The organism is Bacillus bruguierae (genome assembly GCF_037104725.1).
GTDB lineage: Bacteria > Bacillota > Bacilli > Bacillales > Bacillaceae_G > Bacillus_A > Bacillus_A bruguierae.
Genome location: NZ_JBAWSX010000004.1, coordinates 117,991 through 133,619 on the forward strand (window position 1 = coordinate 117,991; position 15,629 = coordinate 133,619).

Annotated in this window: 12 protein-coding genes and 1 pseudogene; 5 read left to right on the forward strand and 8 right to left on the reverse strand. The window is 38.1% G+C overall.

Features of this window, described 5'->3' with window-relative positions; genetic code table 11:
• The first annotated feature begins 5 nt into the window (after nt 1-5).
• The 5 genes from WAZ07_RS09330 (at nt 6) to gerPF (ending at nt 1,745) form a co-directional block, all read left to right on the forward strand.
• The gene (locus tag WAZ07_RS09330) at nt 6-215 is read left to right on the forward strand and encodes a spore germination protein GerPB (protein WP_336472204.1); all 210 of its coding nucleotides are present in this window, start codon (nt 6-8) and stop codon (nt 213-215) included.
• Nucleotides 216-276: 61 nt separating this feature from the next.
• Complete coding sequence (gerPC, locus tag WAZ07_RS09335; protein ID WP_336472205.1) at nt 277-891, forward strand: spore germination protein GerPC; 615 nt, start codon at nt 277-279, stop codon at nt 889-891.
• A 6-nt stretch (nt 892-897) separates the two neighbouring features.
• Entirely contained in the window at nt 898-1,092 is a 195-nt protein-coding gene (locus WAZ07_RS09340) for a spore gernimation protein GerPD (RefSeq protein ID WP_336472206.1), read from the forward strand.
• 12 nt (nt 1,093-1,104) lie between these two features.
• Nucleotides 1,105-1,488, forward strand: a complete 384-nt coding sequence (locus tag WAZ07_RS09345) for a spore germination protein GerPE (RefSeq protein WP_336472207.1) — start codon at nt 1,105-1,107, stop codon at nt 1,486-1,488.
• Between the two features lie 41 nt (nt 1,489-1,529).
• A complete protein-coding gene (gene gerPF, locus WAZ07_RS09350) occupies nt 1,530-1,745 on the forward strand; it encodes a spore germination protein GerPF (RefSeq protein WP_090915729.1) in 216 nt (71 codons plus the stop codon).
• Between the two features lie 155 nt (nt 1,746-1,900).
• Here the strand turns inward: gerPF and addA are convergent, their stop codons facing one another.
• The 8 genes and pseudogenes from addA to aceA form a co-directional block, all read right to left on the reverse strand.
• On the reverse strand, nt 1,901-5,626 hold the full coding sequence (gene addA, locus WAZ07_RS09355; RefSeq protein ID WP_336472208.1) for a helicase-exonuclease AddAB subunit AddA: 3,726 nt from the start codon (nt 5,624-5,626) through the stop codon (nt 1,901-1,903).
• A complete protein-coding gene (addB, locus tag WAZ07_RS09360) occupies nt 5,623-9,132 on the reverse strand; it encodes a helicase-exonuclease AddAB subunit AddB (protein WP_336472209.1) in 3,510 nt (1,169 codons plus the stop codon). The genes addA and addB overlap by 4 nt, the downstream gene beginning before the upstream one ends.
• Nucleotides 9,133-9,362: 230 nt before the next feature.
• Nucleotides 9,363-9,926, reverse strand: coding sequence for a signal peptidase I (gene lepB / locus WAZ07_RS09365; protein ID WP_090915888.1), 564 nt, complete (start codon nt 9,924-9,926; stop codon nt 9,363-9,365).
• Between the two features lie 53 nt (nt 9,927-9,979).
• Nucleotides 9,980-10,579 carry a TVP38/TMEM64 family protein gene (locus WAZ07_RS09370; RefSeq protein WP_336472210.1) on the reverse strand — a complete coding sequence of 200 codons (600 nt, stop codon included), beginning with the start codon at nt 10,577-10,579 and terminating at the stop codon, nt 9,980-9,982.
• 297 nt (nt 10,580-10,876) lie between these two features.
• Entirely contained in the window at nt 10,877-11,077 is a 201-nt protein-coding gene (locus tag WAZ07_RS09375; RefSeq protein WP_035437341.1) for a cold-shock protein, read from the reverse strand.
• Between the two features lie 315 nt (nt 11,078-11,392).
• A pseudogene (locus WAZ07_RS09380) lies at nt 11,393-12,196 on the reverse strand (N-acetylmuramoyl-L-alanine amidase); the annotation flags it as partial.
• Nucleotides 12,197-13,480: 1,284 nt separating this feature from the next.
• Nucleotides 13,481-14,059: a competence protein ComK gene (locus tag WAZ07_RS09385; RefSeq protein WP_090915718.1), complete on the reverse strand. Its 579-nt coding sequence runs from the start codon at nt 14,057-14,059 to the stop codon at nt 13,481-13,483.
• Between the two features lie 280 nt (nt 14,060-14,339).
• Complete coding sequence (gene aceA, locus WAZ07_RS09390) at nt 14,340-15,617, reverse strand: isocitrate lyase (RefSeq protein ID WP_336472211.1); 1,278 nt, start codon at nt 15,615-15,617, stop codon at nt 14,340-14,342.
• Nucleotides 15,618-15,629: the final 12 nt, after the last annotated feature.

A 15,629-nucleotide genomic window follows, 5' to 3' on the forward strand; every position in this document is an offset into this window, starting at 1 on the left:
AAAAATTGAAACTGTATGTACACCAAAGTATTATTATTAAAAATATAAGAATAGAGAACCTTACAACTTCAGCTGTCTTTCAAATTGGAAGTGCCGGTAGTATTAAAACATTATCAAAGTTCTCTAATACAGGTGGATTTACAAAACCAACCCCCCCTCTAACAGCCGAGGGACAAATTATTTCTATTTCCCCTCCTCCTCCTAGTTCTTCTTAACGTACTAATATCATAGACATATACCAATATACCCTCCAGATTGAAAAGGAGGCTTCCAGCAGTGAGTCAAGATCTATATACTTATTTACAGCAAATGCAACAATGCATTCAACAACAACAGGAAAAAATAAATGCTTTAGAAATACAACTAGCGCAGCTAACAGAGCAAATAGAAGAACTGAAACAGCGACCATCCTCTTCAATTGGGAAAGTCGAATACAAGTTCGATCAGCTAAAAGTCGAAAATTTAAATGGTACATTAAACATCGGTTTAAATCCATTTACGAGCAAAGGGGAAGTTATTGAAGACTTTAATGTTGAAACTGAAACATTAAAGGTAAACCCTGAAACCCAAGTAAATCCCGATTTTTATCAAGATATCATTCAAGAAATGCACCGCTATTTAGACGAAGAAGCGTATAGCCGTATTCTTCATTTCGAACAGGAAGAACGAACACCTCTCGATGATATGTACCGTCAAATGATGATCGATGATATAAAGCAACAAATGGAACACCGTCTTCCATACTATTTATCTCAAGTACAGCCACATCCAGAAATTACATCTAATCCACAATATATGAAAAATGTCATTATTCAAGCAATGAAACAAGATATTGATAAAGCATTTCTTTCCTTTATTCAGCATATACCGCGTAACTTCCGAAAGGAGTAATTGCATATGAATTTTACTGTTATTAATCATGAAATCAAGGTAGGAAATATTAGCTCCATCGGGATATCTTCGTCTGCTTTATTCCTAATTGGCGATGCAAATCTCATTATTTCATCTTCTATTTTAGATACACCATTTGAATCTGTTACAGGAGGTCCGTTTGTACCACTCGTAACTGCTATACCTACCACTCCTCGATAAGGAGGACTCGTTATGCGACATATTTCTGTTTTACATCAGCTCTCTGTCACCACACTAGGACTTGATGCTATTACTCAAATTGGCGATACAAATCATGCGGAATTAAAAAACAGAGCGATTGTTGTTCATCGCGAAATTCCTAACTTTTTAGCTCAAGAAGGAAAATGGGAAGCATATGAAATATTTGTCGATGACGAAATCACGATTCCAACTCGCGTCAACGAAGTATACATGACTGTCATTAATGAAAATCCCTTTATCGAAGTAGGCTGCATTACCATTCAAAGTATGCTAAGTGCTTCTTGCCTTCATATCGGGTCTATTGATTATGTATTTTCAAACTCACGCATTTTACAAATTCGTCAATTTACTACAAAAGAACCTTTTCGCAAATAAATCATATAGTACCATAAAAGGAAATTGAAGTAGGTGAAAATATGCCGTCTGTTGTCGGGAACTTAGTCGTTCAAAATAGTAACGGTTCTTTTAACTTAGGGGATTTCTATAATGTATCTCCGAAAGAAAATACGAAAGCTTATAACGGATCTGGTTCATCAAATGTCGCTTTTGTCCTTAATACATTTAACGGTGTAAGTGGTACAAATACATTTGATTCTGATGTAGCTGATCAAGATCAAATCGGAACAGCATAAAGTGAAACTTCTATTAGCGGAGGCCTACTACCCGTGAATAGCAAGATAACAAAAAACGGAGGGAACCCCTCCGTTTTTTGTTGTTTGTCCATTCAAACTTTAATAACTCCCGCTTTCGAGTCCATACTTAAACCCTTATTGCAAGTTTCACTTTATCAATCTACTCGCAATACGTGACTCCCATCAAAGAAATATAAATATGTTTCTTTTACGGGTTGATGTAAACTTTTCTCTAGTGCTTTCCGATAAAGGGCTAGCTGTATTTTATACCGTTCTTCTAATATTGGTCTCGCTTGTTCAAATCCACCTGGGAAACGGGCCTCAATTGTATCTGTTTTAAAATCAATTAAAACGATGCCCTCCTCTTCTTCAATCATACAATCAATAACCCCTTGAACAAGGATGGATTCGTCTTGTTCAGCTGTCCAATCTTGATAGGCTTCGTTTGCTGATAACATCATCGTAAACGGTACTTCGCGCTCTACATGTTTTGCAGCTAACATTCGTTTCCCAAGTTCTGTTTCAAAAAATGCAACAATCTTTTCCGGTGCTATTTCTTCTGCTTGTTCAAATGTTAAGAGCTCTTTATTTACCATTTCAGCAATTTGTTCTTGAATCACTTCAGCTGTTATTGTTTTCGCTAAGTTTACATGCTGCATAACGGTATGAACAGCCGTCCCGCGTTCTGCATACGTAAGTCCTTTTTTCTCCATAAAACGCGGACGTGTTTCAATTGGCGCACGAACTCGTTTGATAAACGATGTATCACTACCTTCTTGTGCTTGATAGTTTCGTTTAATTTCCGTAACAGATTGCTTGGCGCGGTGCCTTGCCGCATCTTCGAATCCATACTGCCATGTTAACCTTTTATACACTTCATCTTTTTGCTCACTACAGAGAGAAACTGATTTTTGCTCCCTGAGCGCTTCTAATAGCTCTTGCTTTTCTTCTTTCATTGGCTCTGGTGCTTGCAACTCTGCCACGTCAACTGCTTCTACTTTCCAATTTGCATCATATTCATATAGATCAGCTGGAATATTTCCCTGTCCCATCTCAAAAAGCATGTCACTATCTTTATGTCTGCATAATGATGGTACAATCCAATCTAAATAACAGGTTGCCCCGGCACGTACATAATCCGGCAATAACCATTCGGCATGCTCGCGGGCATCTAGCCATTTCTGTATTTCTTTTTCTTTATCTTTTACAGTTCCAATTAAAATGAGCTTTTCTTTCGCACGTGTTAAAGCAACATATAAGACGCGCATTTCTTCGGCAATCAGCTCCATTTTCATTTTGCGCTTAATCGCGAGCTGCGATAATGTCGTATATTTAATGCGCTTTTTCGGATCAATAAACTGTGAGCCAAATCCGAAATCTTTATGCAGCAAGAAACGCTTCATTAAATCTTGTGTGTTAAAACGTCTTCCAAGCCCTGCCACAAATACAACTGGAAACTCCAGTCCTTTACTTTTATGAATTGTCATAATACGCACAACATCTTCTTGTTCGCCAAGCGCACGTGCTGTTCCCATATCGTCACCGCGTTCTAATATCCGCTCAATAAAACGCAAGAAGCGGAATAAACCACGAAATGAAGTCGCTTCATATTGGCGGGCACGATCATATAACACGCGAAGATTTGCCTGGCGCTGCTTACCAGCGGGAAGACCACTCACAAAATCATAATAACCCGTTTCACGATACACTTTCCAAATTAAATCCGAAAGCGACTGCTGACGCGCAAATTCACGCCACTCTTGTAAATGCTCATAAAACCATGATATTTTCTCATGCAATTCTTTCTCTTCCTCTAATGGTGCGCCTTGCAAGAAAGAGCGCATTACTTCATAAAAGGAGCTTTTTTTCCCATGAGTACGCAGCATCGCCAACTCTTCGTCTGTTAATCCAACAATTGGCGAACGAAGCACAGCTGCTAACGGAATATCTTGCGCTGGATTATCAATTACGCGAAACAGGTTCATCATTACATTCACTTCTGTCGCTTCAAAATAACCAGTCGCAAGCTCTGCATAAACAGGAATACCTTGCTGCTTTAACTCTTCCATAATTTGCGGCGCCCATGGCATAGAACGCAGTAAAATAACAAAATCACGATACGTAACAGGGCGCATGCCGTTTGTTTTTCGGTCATATACTTCATAACCAGAATCGACCATTGCTTTTATCCTTTGTGCGATGAGGCGTGCTTCTAATTGCGCCTTTTCTAATTCCACGCCTTCCTCTTCATCCACTACCGCGCTATCAGATTGATGGATAAATAACAATTCTGCTGATGGATCCGCTCCTTCTGGATAGCTCGCTCCAAGCTTCAGCTCAGCGTCTTCATCATAGTCAATTTCTCCGACAGCTTCGCCCATAATTTGTTTAAAAATAAAGTTTGTCCCTGCTAGTACTTCGTGACGACTGCGGAAGTTTTTTGCTAAATCAATTTTCATGCCGCCATCTATGCCTTCAGATGTAAAACGTTTGTATTTCCCTAAAAATAGTCCTGGCTCTGCTAAACGGAAGCGATAAATGGATTGTTTTACATCGCCCACCATAAATAAATTGCCGTCTTGCTCTGAATCTTTCGTGACAAGCTTAATAATCGATTCTTGTACAAAGTTTGTATCTTGATATTCATCAACAAGCACTTCTGTAAATTTATGACGGTATTGCCACGCAACTGGTGATGGACGCAGTTCTCCCTCATCCGTACGCTCGCTTAAAATTTGTAAGCAAAAATGCTCTAAATCTGTAAAATCAACCATTCCTTTATTGCGCTTAATCGCTTGGAACTGTTCTGTAAATACTTTTACCAGATCAACAAGCTTACGCAGTACGGGGTGCATATCTTGAAAATCACGTAAAAAACTTTCTGGACTGCGGCTAAATAATTCTTCATGTAGTTTCTTCACTTCATCTTTCGCTTTATTCCGCAGAGAGTCAACTTGTTTCACAATTTCTTCATTATAATCACTCTTTTTAATACGCTTTAACGTTTGCCAAGAAGCAGTTTGCATCGCTTCATATGTGTTTGTCCAAGACCCACAAGCTGCTTCGGACAAGTTCTGAAGTAACGAAAGATCCGCTTGCAGCGTTTCAACGCGCGGTGCTGGGCCGTCTGGTAACATCGCAAGCTCGATCGCTTTTTCAGCGTATTGCTTTGCCGTTTCCAGCTGCACCTTTACATCCTCTAATAAATACGAGGCATACATTAATTCTTCAATTGTTTTTCCTTCTACGTCATATGCTTCAACTAATTTATCAAGCCAACCGTTCGGATCTGGATGCGCTCTTGATTCAGTATGGAGCGCCAAAATCATACGCTGCAGATCATCATCAGTGCGGTCACTCGTATAACGATCGACAAGTTCAAAAAACAATTCATTATTTTCCATGCCGTACTCTGCTTCTAATATGTCATCCAGAACTTCTTCTTTTAATAATTCATTCTCCGTCTCATTCGCAATGCGAAAACGCGGATCAACATCGAGCATATAATAATATGTTCGAATGACTTGTAAACAGAACGAATGGATTGTCGAAATCGATGCTCTGTTCAGTAAACTAAGCTGCTTTCGAATATGCGGCGAAGCTGGATCATCAATTAATACTTTTTCTAACGCGGATCCAATTCGGTTTTTCATCTCTTGCGCCGCTGCATTTGTAAACGTTACGACAAGCAGGCGATCGACATCAACTGGATTTTCCTCTCGAATCATTTTGCGAATAATACGTTCAACAAGTACCGCTGTTTTTCCCGACCCAGCTGCAGCTGCAACTAAAATATCACGGCCATCCGCAACGATTGCTTTCCACTGATCATCGGTCCACTGACTTCCTTCTGGTTTCGCTGGCCAAGTTTGTATCGTCATGACTGGGTATCCTCTCTCATTTTCTCTAACGCTTCACTATCTTTCATATCTTGCAATGCCCTGTATTTGTTATCTTCTAACGACTCATCAAATTGACAAACAGAGCGGAAATTACAAAACGTACATGCTGTTTTGTTCCCCATTTTATACGGTGCAATATCGATAACACCTTCTGTTATATCTGTCCCGATGTTTTCAAATGTACGATGTACGTATTGCTGCAATACATGAAACTCTTGCTCACTCGCAATATCAGAACGCGCACTAAAACTGCCATCTTTTTTAAGGCCCGCTGAAATAATATTCGAGCTTCCTGTCGTTAACGTGTTATCCATTAGCCGAACGACATCAGCGTCTCCAAGAACGAGTCCTTTCATCTTAAATTTCTTTAAAATCTCTTGTTCAATTTCAGCCTCTGACACGTCACCTTTCATTTCAACAATTGGATTATGAATATGGAAATACAATACTCCGGCGGGGCTTGCGTTCCCGCCCCTCTCCATCCATTTGCTTGCGTTTGTTGTCACGACATCTAAATACGTCAGCATTTGCAGTGCTAAACCATAATATACTTCCGTTAAATCTAATTTTTTCGCGCTCGATTTATAATCAATAATACGTAAAAACGTGCCCGTTTCATCTTCTGCTTTATCAACGCGGTCAATTCGTCCAACTACTTCCATTTTCACACCATTTGATAATTCAAATTTCATAGCTGGCAATGAGTTTGTTCCGCCCATACCAAATCCAACTTCTAAATCAACAGGTACAAAGCCGCTCGACTTTGCATGCTCTCTTAACACAAGTGAAGTACGGAAAATAATTTGCTGTAATTTATGCTTTAAATAGTGATGCCTGTTGGAACTTAATAAAATTTGCCGCTGCAAAAGCGGTGCTAACTCTTCGATCACAGTAACAGAAAGATATTCACACTCTTTTACAGTTAAATCAGCCCAGGTACGCTTTTCTTTCAATAATTTATCAGCAATCTTTTTCAAAGCAGCATGGAACAGTTCCCCGATATCTGGTGCATCTAATTTAAAAATATCACGTTCTTTCAAAGATAAGCCATGCTGCGCAAAATGAGCATACGCACAACGATTAAAGAGCTCCATACGTGATACGCTGCCTTTAATTTTGTCACCGTATAACTCCTCGCTTACAGCAGGGCTTAATTTACGCGCTCTGTTTCGGTAAAACAGACTTGATAACACACGAATGCTCTTTTGCTTCCACTCCGGCGTTGTAACATAAAAATTGTATACATCCCACCAGAAAGAAAGATTCCCCTCAAAACCGTATCGCTTCCAGTTTTGCAGTTGCTGCGTTAAATACGAAAGTGTCACTTCTGGCGTGGCCACATATGAAATTTGCTCACTATGTGACAAATCATTTACATCATTCGTTAAAAATATTTCGGCAGCAGAAGGAAACATTCTTTTAACCTTCTTTATAAAGCTAGATGCTAATAGCGTCTTCCCTTCTTCGTCTGCAAGCGGACAAGAAATATATAACTTCTCCGCTGCCCTCGTCACCGCTTGATAAATGACAAATTGTTCATCGAGTAACTTTTGCCGCGCTGTTGGTGCCAGTTCAATTCCTGCTGAAACAAGCACTTCTCGTTCTTCGTCAGATAATACACCATCATCTGATGGCGCCGCTGGAATAATTCCCTCATTTGCTCCAATTACAAATGCCGCTCGAATATTCGAAAGACGCGAACGGTCAATATTTGCAATTAACACTTGATCTAAAGACGGCGGAATATTCGCGAACTGGAGTGACTCTAGTCCTGTCGTCATCACATTTGTAAACATAGATAGAGACATTTTCTCTTCTCCAAGCATTTCAACGCACGTATCTAGTAGCGTGATGACTTGTTCCCATACTTGATCATGATCATTGGCAAATAAGAAATTCCCTTCTTCCTCTGCTTGCAGGCGTAACTCTTCTAATTTTTTAGGAACGTCTAGCTCTTCTAAAAACAAATAAACTGCTTCACACATACTCATTGTCGTTACCGCTCGTTTTAATCGCTTTTGCAAACGAATAATCGGTGTGCGAACAATCTCACGAAGACGATTAATCTTTTCTTCCATTTCTCGTTCGCTATCTGTTTGACCGCCATGTACACCATCTAATGAACGGTAGCGACGATATGTCCACGGCTCTTTCAACGTCCATCTTTTCCCTTGCACGCCATACGCTAAACAGTAATTTTCAAATTCATCCATTTCATCACGTATTTTCGCTTTATTTCCATCTAATGGGTACAACAGTTCGGTTTTTATGCAGCGAAATACCGCATCGTAACGCCAATTCCCACTAATGACTTCTAACGCAGAGCGAATAAACTCAATTAATGGATGATGAAGCATTGGGCGTTTTTCATCAATAAAGAATGGAATATTATAATCAACAAACAACGTCCTCATCATATCGTAATAGCTTTCACCATTGCGAAGAAGCACCGCGATATCACGATAACGATACCCTTCTTCCGCTACTAATCTGCGAATTTCGCGCGCAATGCCTTCCACTTCTGCCCGTAAATTCGCCGCAGCATATAGTGTAATGGGTGACTCACCTTGAAACTCTGCATAGGGACGAGAATCATAATGCGCCTCTAAATGGGCAAGTGCTTGCGACGTAAAACGCGGTTGCTCTCGCATGACAATCGTATTTTCAATAACAATTTTCTCTTCACTTGCTACCTGTTTTAGTTTTTCATACGTGATAAGCGTTTGATAAAATAAATCCAGTTCGCTCACTGGCTGTGATAACGTCTGCTCATCAAGCGTTAATGCAATTGTCATTTTTGCTCCGCATCGCAGTAGTTGCCTTACAATCTCTAGCTCTTGCGGTGAAAATGCGTGAAATCCATCAATATAGATCATGCTATCTTTCACATACTTTGAATAGGGAAGCTTTTCAAATAAAAGCTTCATATAATCTTCAGAATCTAAATATTTTCCAATTAACGCTCGTTCAAAATCATCATATAGAAGCTGCAAATCATACATTTTGTTTGCTAACAGTTTCTGTTCATTTCCATTGCTATGAGCCTCTAATTCTTGCCACATCGCATACACATTTGACGGCGTTAAATTGTAGCGTTTAAATTCCGTAATCATACTGCCAAGTTGCTCAAAAAATCCATTTTGCTCTGCTGCTTTCTGGAAAACATATAATTCTTCTTTACGCGCCTCGACAATTTTACGAAGCAACATATGCACACCAGATTCATCAATATGAAGGCGGCTTGCTCCGCCGACTTCTTGAAGCACCTTCCACGCTAACCGCGAAAAACTAAACACTTGTGCTCGAATAGAGCCGCTGACGTCTCCATTAATTAATGCTTGCTGCGTTTGGAATGTCATTTGCTCTGGCACAAGATATAAAATCGTTTCACCTTTTGGACGATGCTGCAGCTCTTGCTGTACGTCTTGCAAACACATCGTACTTTTTCCACTTCCAGCTCGTCCTATTATAAATCGAAGTGACATGTAAACCCGCCTTTCTATAAGTGAACTTCGATCAATCAAGATCTATCCCGCTATTTGCGGGCAGTAAGACCCCCACCTCAAGATTGAGAAAGAATCGAAGAAGATAGGTGGGGGATAACTGCCCGTAAAAGCCCGATTGGTTCAACTAATAATCAGAGGGGGGATGAAGAAAATCCCCTCTGATTAAAGTTTCACTTTATCCGAAAAAGAAGGTAATTCGAAATTTCGAATTACCCTTTAGAGAAATTTGTTTGTACTTCATTGATTGGCCAATAGCGCAAATCAACTTTTCCAACAACTTGTTCTATTTTTACAAATCCGAAGTGACGACTATCCCAGCTTCCTAAACGATTATCTCCAATTACAAAGAGAAACCCTTGCGGAACAACCTTTTCATTTGTTAACTCTTCTAGGGTAAAGTCTCCTGTTAACTGTCTTCCATGAATTTGTTTTTTGTATGCATCTAAGTACGGCTCTTCAATAAATTGTCCGTTAATATATAGTTTATCATGTTTGTATGCAATTTTGTCCCCCGGAAGGCCAATAATCCGTTTTACATAATCTTCCTGTTTATTTGCATGAAAGACAACAACATCAAAACGACTCAATTCACCTAACTGATAGCCTACTTTATTCACAATCAGCATATTACCATCTTGGAGCGTAGGCATCATCGATTTTCCTTCTACCACATATGTTGCAAAGAAAAAAGTGCGAAAAAATACAGCTAATAAAACACCTATAAAAATTGTTCTCATCCACTCTATGCTTTCTTTTTTCCACTTTCGCTTCATCATGCCACATCCCTTTCTCTTTTCTATAACAGGGGTGCGCTCACTTACGAAGTTTAGTCTCTGCTCAGTTCAAGCTTGACTTCAATTTTCTTTCCGACATACCATAAAACAAAAATGACACCTATTACAATAGCTGTTTTTACTGGCTTATGCATAAAAGAGGCAAGATCATGACCAACGTAACTTAACACAAAAATCATCACAAGCTTACCAAGTGAAAGTGCTAAAACAAACTGCCGCTTACTAATACGCGACAAACCTGCTACAACGTTAATAAGCGCTGACGGCGTAAACGGAAAACAAAATAACAGGAAAATCGGTGCAAATCCTTTTCTCTCTATCCATGTCATCGCACTGCGAACTCGTGGATGTCTATTTACAAAAGCAAAAAAGCGACTTCTTCCAAAACGACGAATGATAAAAAACACAAGCAATGCCCCTATACATGAACCAAGCCATGAGTAGAAAAAGCCAAGCCATAGTCCAAAAGCAACTGCATTTGCCATCACAAATAAAAAGAGAGGCAAAGCTGGAATAAACGCTTCAATCATCGGAAGCCCAATGCCAATTAGCGGACCAAATGCTTGATAGCTCTTTAACAAATGTTCCATATTTTCTATTGTGAAATATTCTTTAATTGTTTGAAAATCCATTCTACTATGTACCCCTTTACCTTGCTCTAACAAATTGTAATTTTTTCCAAACAAAGAGGATATTACCCTTACTTTAAGAGCCCGATTTGTACAACTCCATGAAAAAGACGTTTCCTAACTGAAATTTTAGTTTACCTTTTCCTGTTATTACTTTACCATTACTCTGCAATAAGGGGAAATGATATATCTGACAACTAAATATATATTTATTTTCCATATTTCCTAGAAAAAATCCTTTTATAAATAACAAAAAAGGATGGCAAATGCCATCCTTTTTTCACACTATGATCTATAAGATTATAGTTTTACAACGTTTTTAGCTTGAGGTCCACGGTTACCTTCTTCTACTTCAAAGCTAACTTTTTCGCCTTCTTCTAAAGATTTGAAACCTTCAGTTGTAATAGCAGAGAAATGTACGAATACATCGTTTTCGCCTGGAACTTCGATGAAACCGAAACCTTTTTCATTGTTAAACCATTTTACTTGACCTGTTTTCATAATAACTTCCTCCTAAAAATAAATATATTTTTTAGTTTTCACAGCATAAAAAAAGAATCCACACATTATCAAATGCGAAACAGAACACATACATAATTTTCTCGCTAGTTTCACGGCACTTGATAATATATGGATTGCTTGATTTAAGTATTCAACTATAAATTAACTATACCATATAAAAAAAAGAATGTACAACATAATTTATGAAAACAAAAATAAAAAAATGGATAGAACCGACACTCTATATCGAGCATCGGTTCTTTTGTTTTAATAAACATACATATCATTTATTGTTTATGAACTAAAGAATCTTTATTTTTTAGTGTAACGAATGTACGATGCATCATTGTAAATCCACTGATTCTTACCTACTTTTAACCAGTTTCCTGATTCACCCCACACTTTGTACACTTCTCCTTTTTGCACTTTACGAATAATACGATTACTCGTTGACGGGCCGGAACGTAGATTAACATTATTTCTATTAATATGTATCACGCCGTGTTCCTTATTAGATTGCTGCACTTTTGCCCCGCTTGAAATAGCATTTCCATTATATGCTTTTAGTACATCCGCACGAAATTGCGCTTCCGATACGCCATGGCTGGCCAAATAAGCTAATGGATCTTCGTGATCAGTACCACCAAACTTATACGTAACATCTTTATGAGTCCACAACCCTTTAGATGGATGAATATTGCGGCTACGTAAAATCTCCGCTAGCAGCTTTACATAACGTTCATAAGACCGTTTAAACTTTACTGGATTTTTCGTCTCACTTAATTCAACTTGAACAAATCTCTCATTCGCAGTTGGTCCTGCCCCCCACGAACGATATTTTGTACTCGCAGTCTGAATCGTCTCATCCCAATCGACAACATAATGAACAAAAGCTGTCCCCCATGTACGAGACTGATAACGTTGAATGTTAGTTGCCGAAACCTCAGGAGTAGCAGTTGAATGCGCCACAACCCCTTCGTACTTACCTACACCATTGCGATATGGTTCCTTAGGTAAATCTGGAATAATAAGTGTACTATCAGCAAACGCACTATTAACCGAAGTTAATAACGTAATAGATGCTACAGTTACAGAGCATAGTAGTTTAATAGCTTTCATTTTTCATCACCTTCAAAAAACCTTATTTAATTTATGTAGAAAAAACAACTAAAAAGCCCCAGTCAAACTTTATTGGGAGGATTGAGAAATAGTAGAAACGTGCACTATTTGATAATAGATATAATTTGGGGACTCATCTATATAAATACAAATTAAAAAATGACATAAAAACACTCTTTCTTTTTAGATGGGCAAGGCATCTAGCCACGCATAAAATTTCCTACCACATGAAGATTTAAAACAAAGGTGAAAAGTGCGTGCAGGTCTGGCAGCGATTTATATGTCGAAAAATTAAAATGGATTTATATGTATTTAAATTATCTCACATAATTGCTGTTTAAAACAGATAAAAAGTTCTGCTGATAAAGGAAAAATGACATAAAAACCCCTTTCTTTTTAGGTTGGCGAGAGCGTCTGGCCACGCATAGAAGCGGTCAGGGCCTTTTTCTGCCACGTGCGAGGTTTAAAACAAAAGAAGAAAGTGAGTGTAGGTTATGTTTTGTTCTGCATAGCAACGACTTATATGTTGAAAAATTAAAACGGATTTAGATAGTGATTTTTTAAACTCTACATGAATGGATTACACTTCCTTCTTCTTATTCCGTGTCATCAATCTTCTTTTTTTATAGGACTAATTGCAATCAGTGCATTATGCATAAAGCCTGTGTATTCTTTCTTACCGTCTTTTCGTCCACCAAACTTCTTGTAACACATAAATGAAATAACACGAATTATTACCTGCCTTTGCGTGATTTTCTTTATTAACAAATCATTCCCTAAAATACATTTATTCATCTGTTATACTAAATAATGTATTTAAATCAAGGGAGGACAACATAGTGAGAATTTTTAGATTGAGTTGTTTTGGTCTAATTGGAATATTTATAATTATTATTACCGCAGCAATTATTAAGTTTTGGTAACCGTAATCTAGTCAAGCAAAAACTTGGTATTAGTGATGAAAAAGTATTTAGTAAAGATTATACAAAACCATATAAAAACAATGAAATGATGTATATACAAAGGAAGTATGAAAGATAATTTTATTCTACAAGCAGAATTGTACAAGAACTCTATTAAATAGAAATAACCATAAAAGCCCTTCTCACATGAAAGGGCTTTTGTTAATTGTAATATAATTATCTGCTAAATACTTAAATGTATTAATCTCATCTTCAGTCATATCTCTTATATAATTCTTCATTTGTTTTCGGCTCTACTAAAACTAATTTCCCCTCAAATAGAATCATTGAAAGTACTCTCTCTTTTTCATCATCCATATCATCAATCTTCTTTCTTCAAAAGATACATTTTCTCATATGCGGGTTTTAGCTCTAAAACCTCATTTTGATTCACTAGTAAAAATTTTGTCGCCGCTTGTTTTCTTTTTCTATCTTCAAATTCTGCCCGAAGCTGTGCAGTTCGATTCCTCTGATTTTCAAAGCTGTTTTTAGATACTTCTAATTTAATTGTCTGGTCATTTATGAATTCAATCAGAATATTTCCATGAGGAAGTTTTGTTACAGTTTCAATATGAAAATGCGATAACCAAGCACACTCTTTGCGAGAATAAGAAAACGTAGGAAAAAAATAAATATAATCTGTAGGACTAATTGCAATCGGTGCTTTATGCGTAAAGCCTGTGTATTCTTTCGTACCATCTTTTCGTCCGCCAAAGCTAGCACCATATTGACGACAACTTTGTTCCACAATCTCAAGTGGCTTTTGGTACACAAAAAATTCATCATTTTCTTCGATCACACGTGTTACAATTCGTTTGTCATTTAAAACAATTGGAAGCAATGCGATCGTGTTTGAATTCACAATGTACTGCGGCGTGTACTTTTCGACTTTACTAGTCATTTTTTCCCTCTCCTTTGTCATTTTTGGATAATTTCATGCAATTATCTACATGGATAATTGTACCATTTTATACAAAAAATAAACGTCATTTTCAATTTTTTTACAATTTCTTAGTAATAAATTAAAATTTTCTTTTATACGTCTGTATGAATAACAGAATTAAACTACATACTCTTCCTATAAAAAATAAAATTATCTTATATATAATTTCATATTTTTTATTTTGAAATATTTGTAATAAAAGAGAGAGCCAGCTCGAAAGCTGACTCTCTCTCTTTTATTATCGCGTAAACTGCTCTGCTTCTGTAGATCCTTTCAATGCTGTCGTTGATGAAGTTCCCCCTGTAATGACTTGTGCTATTTCATCAAAATATCCTGTACCAACTTCGCGTTGATGACGCGTTGCCGAGTAACCGTACTGCTCTGCTGCAAATTCCGCTTGCTGCAGCTCTGAGTATGCAGCCATACCGCGTTCTTTATAACCGCGTGCTAGCTCAAACATGCCGTAGTTTAAAGAATGGAAGCCAGCAAGTGTTACGAATTGGAATTTATATCCGTAAGATGCGATTTCTTTTTGGAAGTTTGCAATTGTTTTATCGTCTAATTTTTTCTTCCAGTTAAAGGACGGCGAACAGTTGTAAGCCAATAGTTTTCCAGGGAATTTTTCATGAATTGCTTCTGCAAAGCGTTTCGCATCTTCTAAATTCGGTTCAGATGTTTCGCACCATACAAGGTCTGCATACGGTGCATATGCTAAGCCGCGCGCAATTGCTTGATCAAGCCCAGCTTTCGTCCGAAAGAAACCTTCTGGTGTTCTTTCTCCTGTAATAAATGGTTGATCAACAGGATCAATATCACTTGTAATTAAATCAGCTGCGTCAGCATCTGTTCTGGCAATAATGAGCGTTGGTACTCCCATTACATCTGCCGCAAGACGTGCCGATACTAAATTCCGCACTGCCGTTTGTGTTGGCAATAATACCTTTCCGCCTAAATGACCGCATTTCTTTTCAGAAGAAAGTTGATCTTCAAAGTGAACGCCAGATGCTCCTGCCTCGATCATTCCTTTCATTAGTTCAAATACATTTAGTTGTCCGCCAAATCCTGCCTCTGCATCAGCAACAATTGGTACGAAGTAATCAATCTCACCGCTTCCTTCCATATGCTGAATTTGATCGGCACGCTGCAACGTTTGATTAATACGTTTTACAACTGCCGGCACACTATTTGCCGGATACAAACTTTGGTCTGGATACATGTGACCTGATAAATTTGCATCGGCCGCTACTTGCCAGCCGCTTAAATAAATTGCCTTTAACCCCGCTTTTACTTGCTGCATTGCTTGATTCCCAGTTAATGCACCTAACGCATGAATGTAATCTTCACTATGAAGAGAATTCCAAAGCTTTTCTGCACCGCGGCGTGCTAGCGTATATTCAATATCAATCGATCCGCGAAGACGAATGACCTCTTCTGCAGAATATGGACGTGTAACTCCTTTCCAGCGTTTATCAAGCTCCCAGTTTTCTTGTAATTGTCCGACTCTTTCATTTTTCATTTCTTCTATCCC

Coding starts and splice junctions, on each gene's coding strand:
- WAZ07_RS09340 (WP_336472206.1), top strand. CDS start 898: ATGAATTTTACTGTTATTAATCATGAAATCAAGGTAGGAAATATTAGC.
- WAZ07_RS09345 (WP_336472207.1), top strand. CDS start 1,105: ATGCGACATATTTCTGTTTTACATCAGCTCTCTGTCACCACACTAGGA.
- gerPF (WP_090915729.1), top strand. CDS start 1,530: ATGCCGTCTGTTGTCGGGAACTTAGTCGTTCAAAATAGTAACGGTTCT.
- addA (WP_336472208.1), bottom strand. CDS start 5,626: ATGACGATACAAACTTGGCCAGCGAAACCAGAAGGAAGTCAGTGGACC.
- addB (WP_336472209.1), bottom strand. CDS start 9,132: ATGTCACTTCGATTTATAATAGGACGAGCTGGAAGTGGAAAAAGTACG.
- lepB (WP_090915888.1), bottom strand. CDS start 9,926: ATGAAGCGAAAGTGGAAAAAAGAAAGCATAGAGTGGATGAGAACAATT.
- WAZ07_RS09370 (WP_336472210.1), bottom strand. CDS start 10,579: ATGGATTTTCAAACAATTAAAGAATATTTCACAATAGAAAATATGGAA.
- WAZ07_RS09375 (WP_035437341.1), bottom strand. CDS start 11,077: ATGAAAACAGGTCAAGTAAAATGGTTTAACAATGAAAAAGGTTTCGGT.
- WAZ07_RS09385 (WP_090915718.1), bottom strand. CDS start 14,059: ATGACTAGTAAAGTCGAAAAGTACACGCCGCAGTACATTGTGAATTCA.
- aceA (WP_336472211.1), bottom strand. CDS start 15,617: ATGAAAAATGAAAGAGTCGGACAATTACAAGAAAACTGGGAGCTTGAT.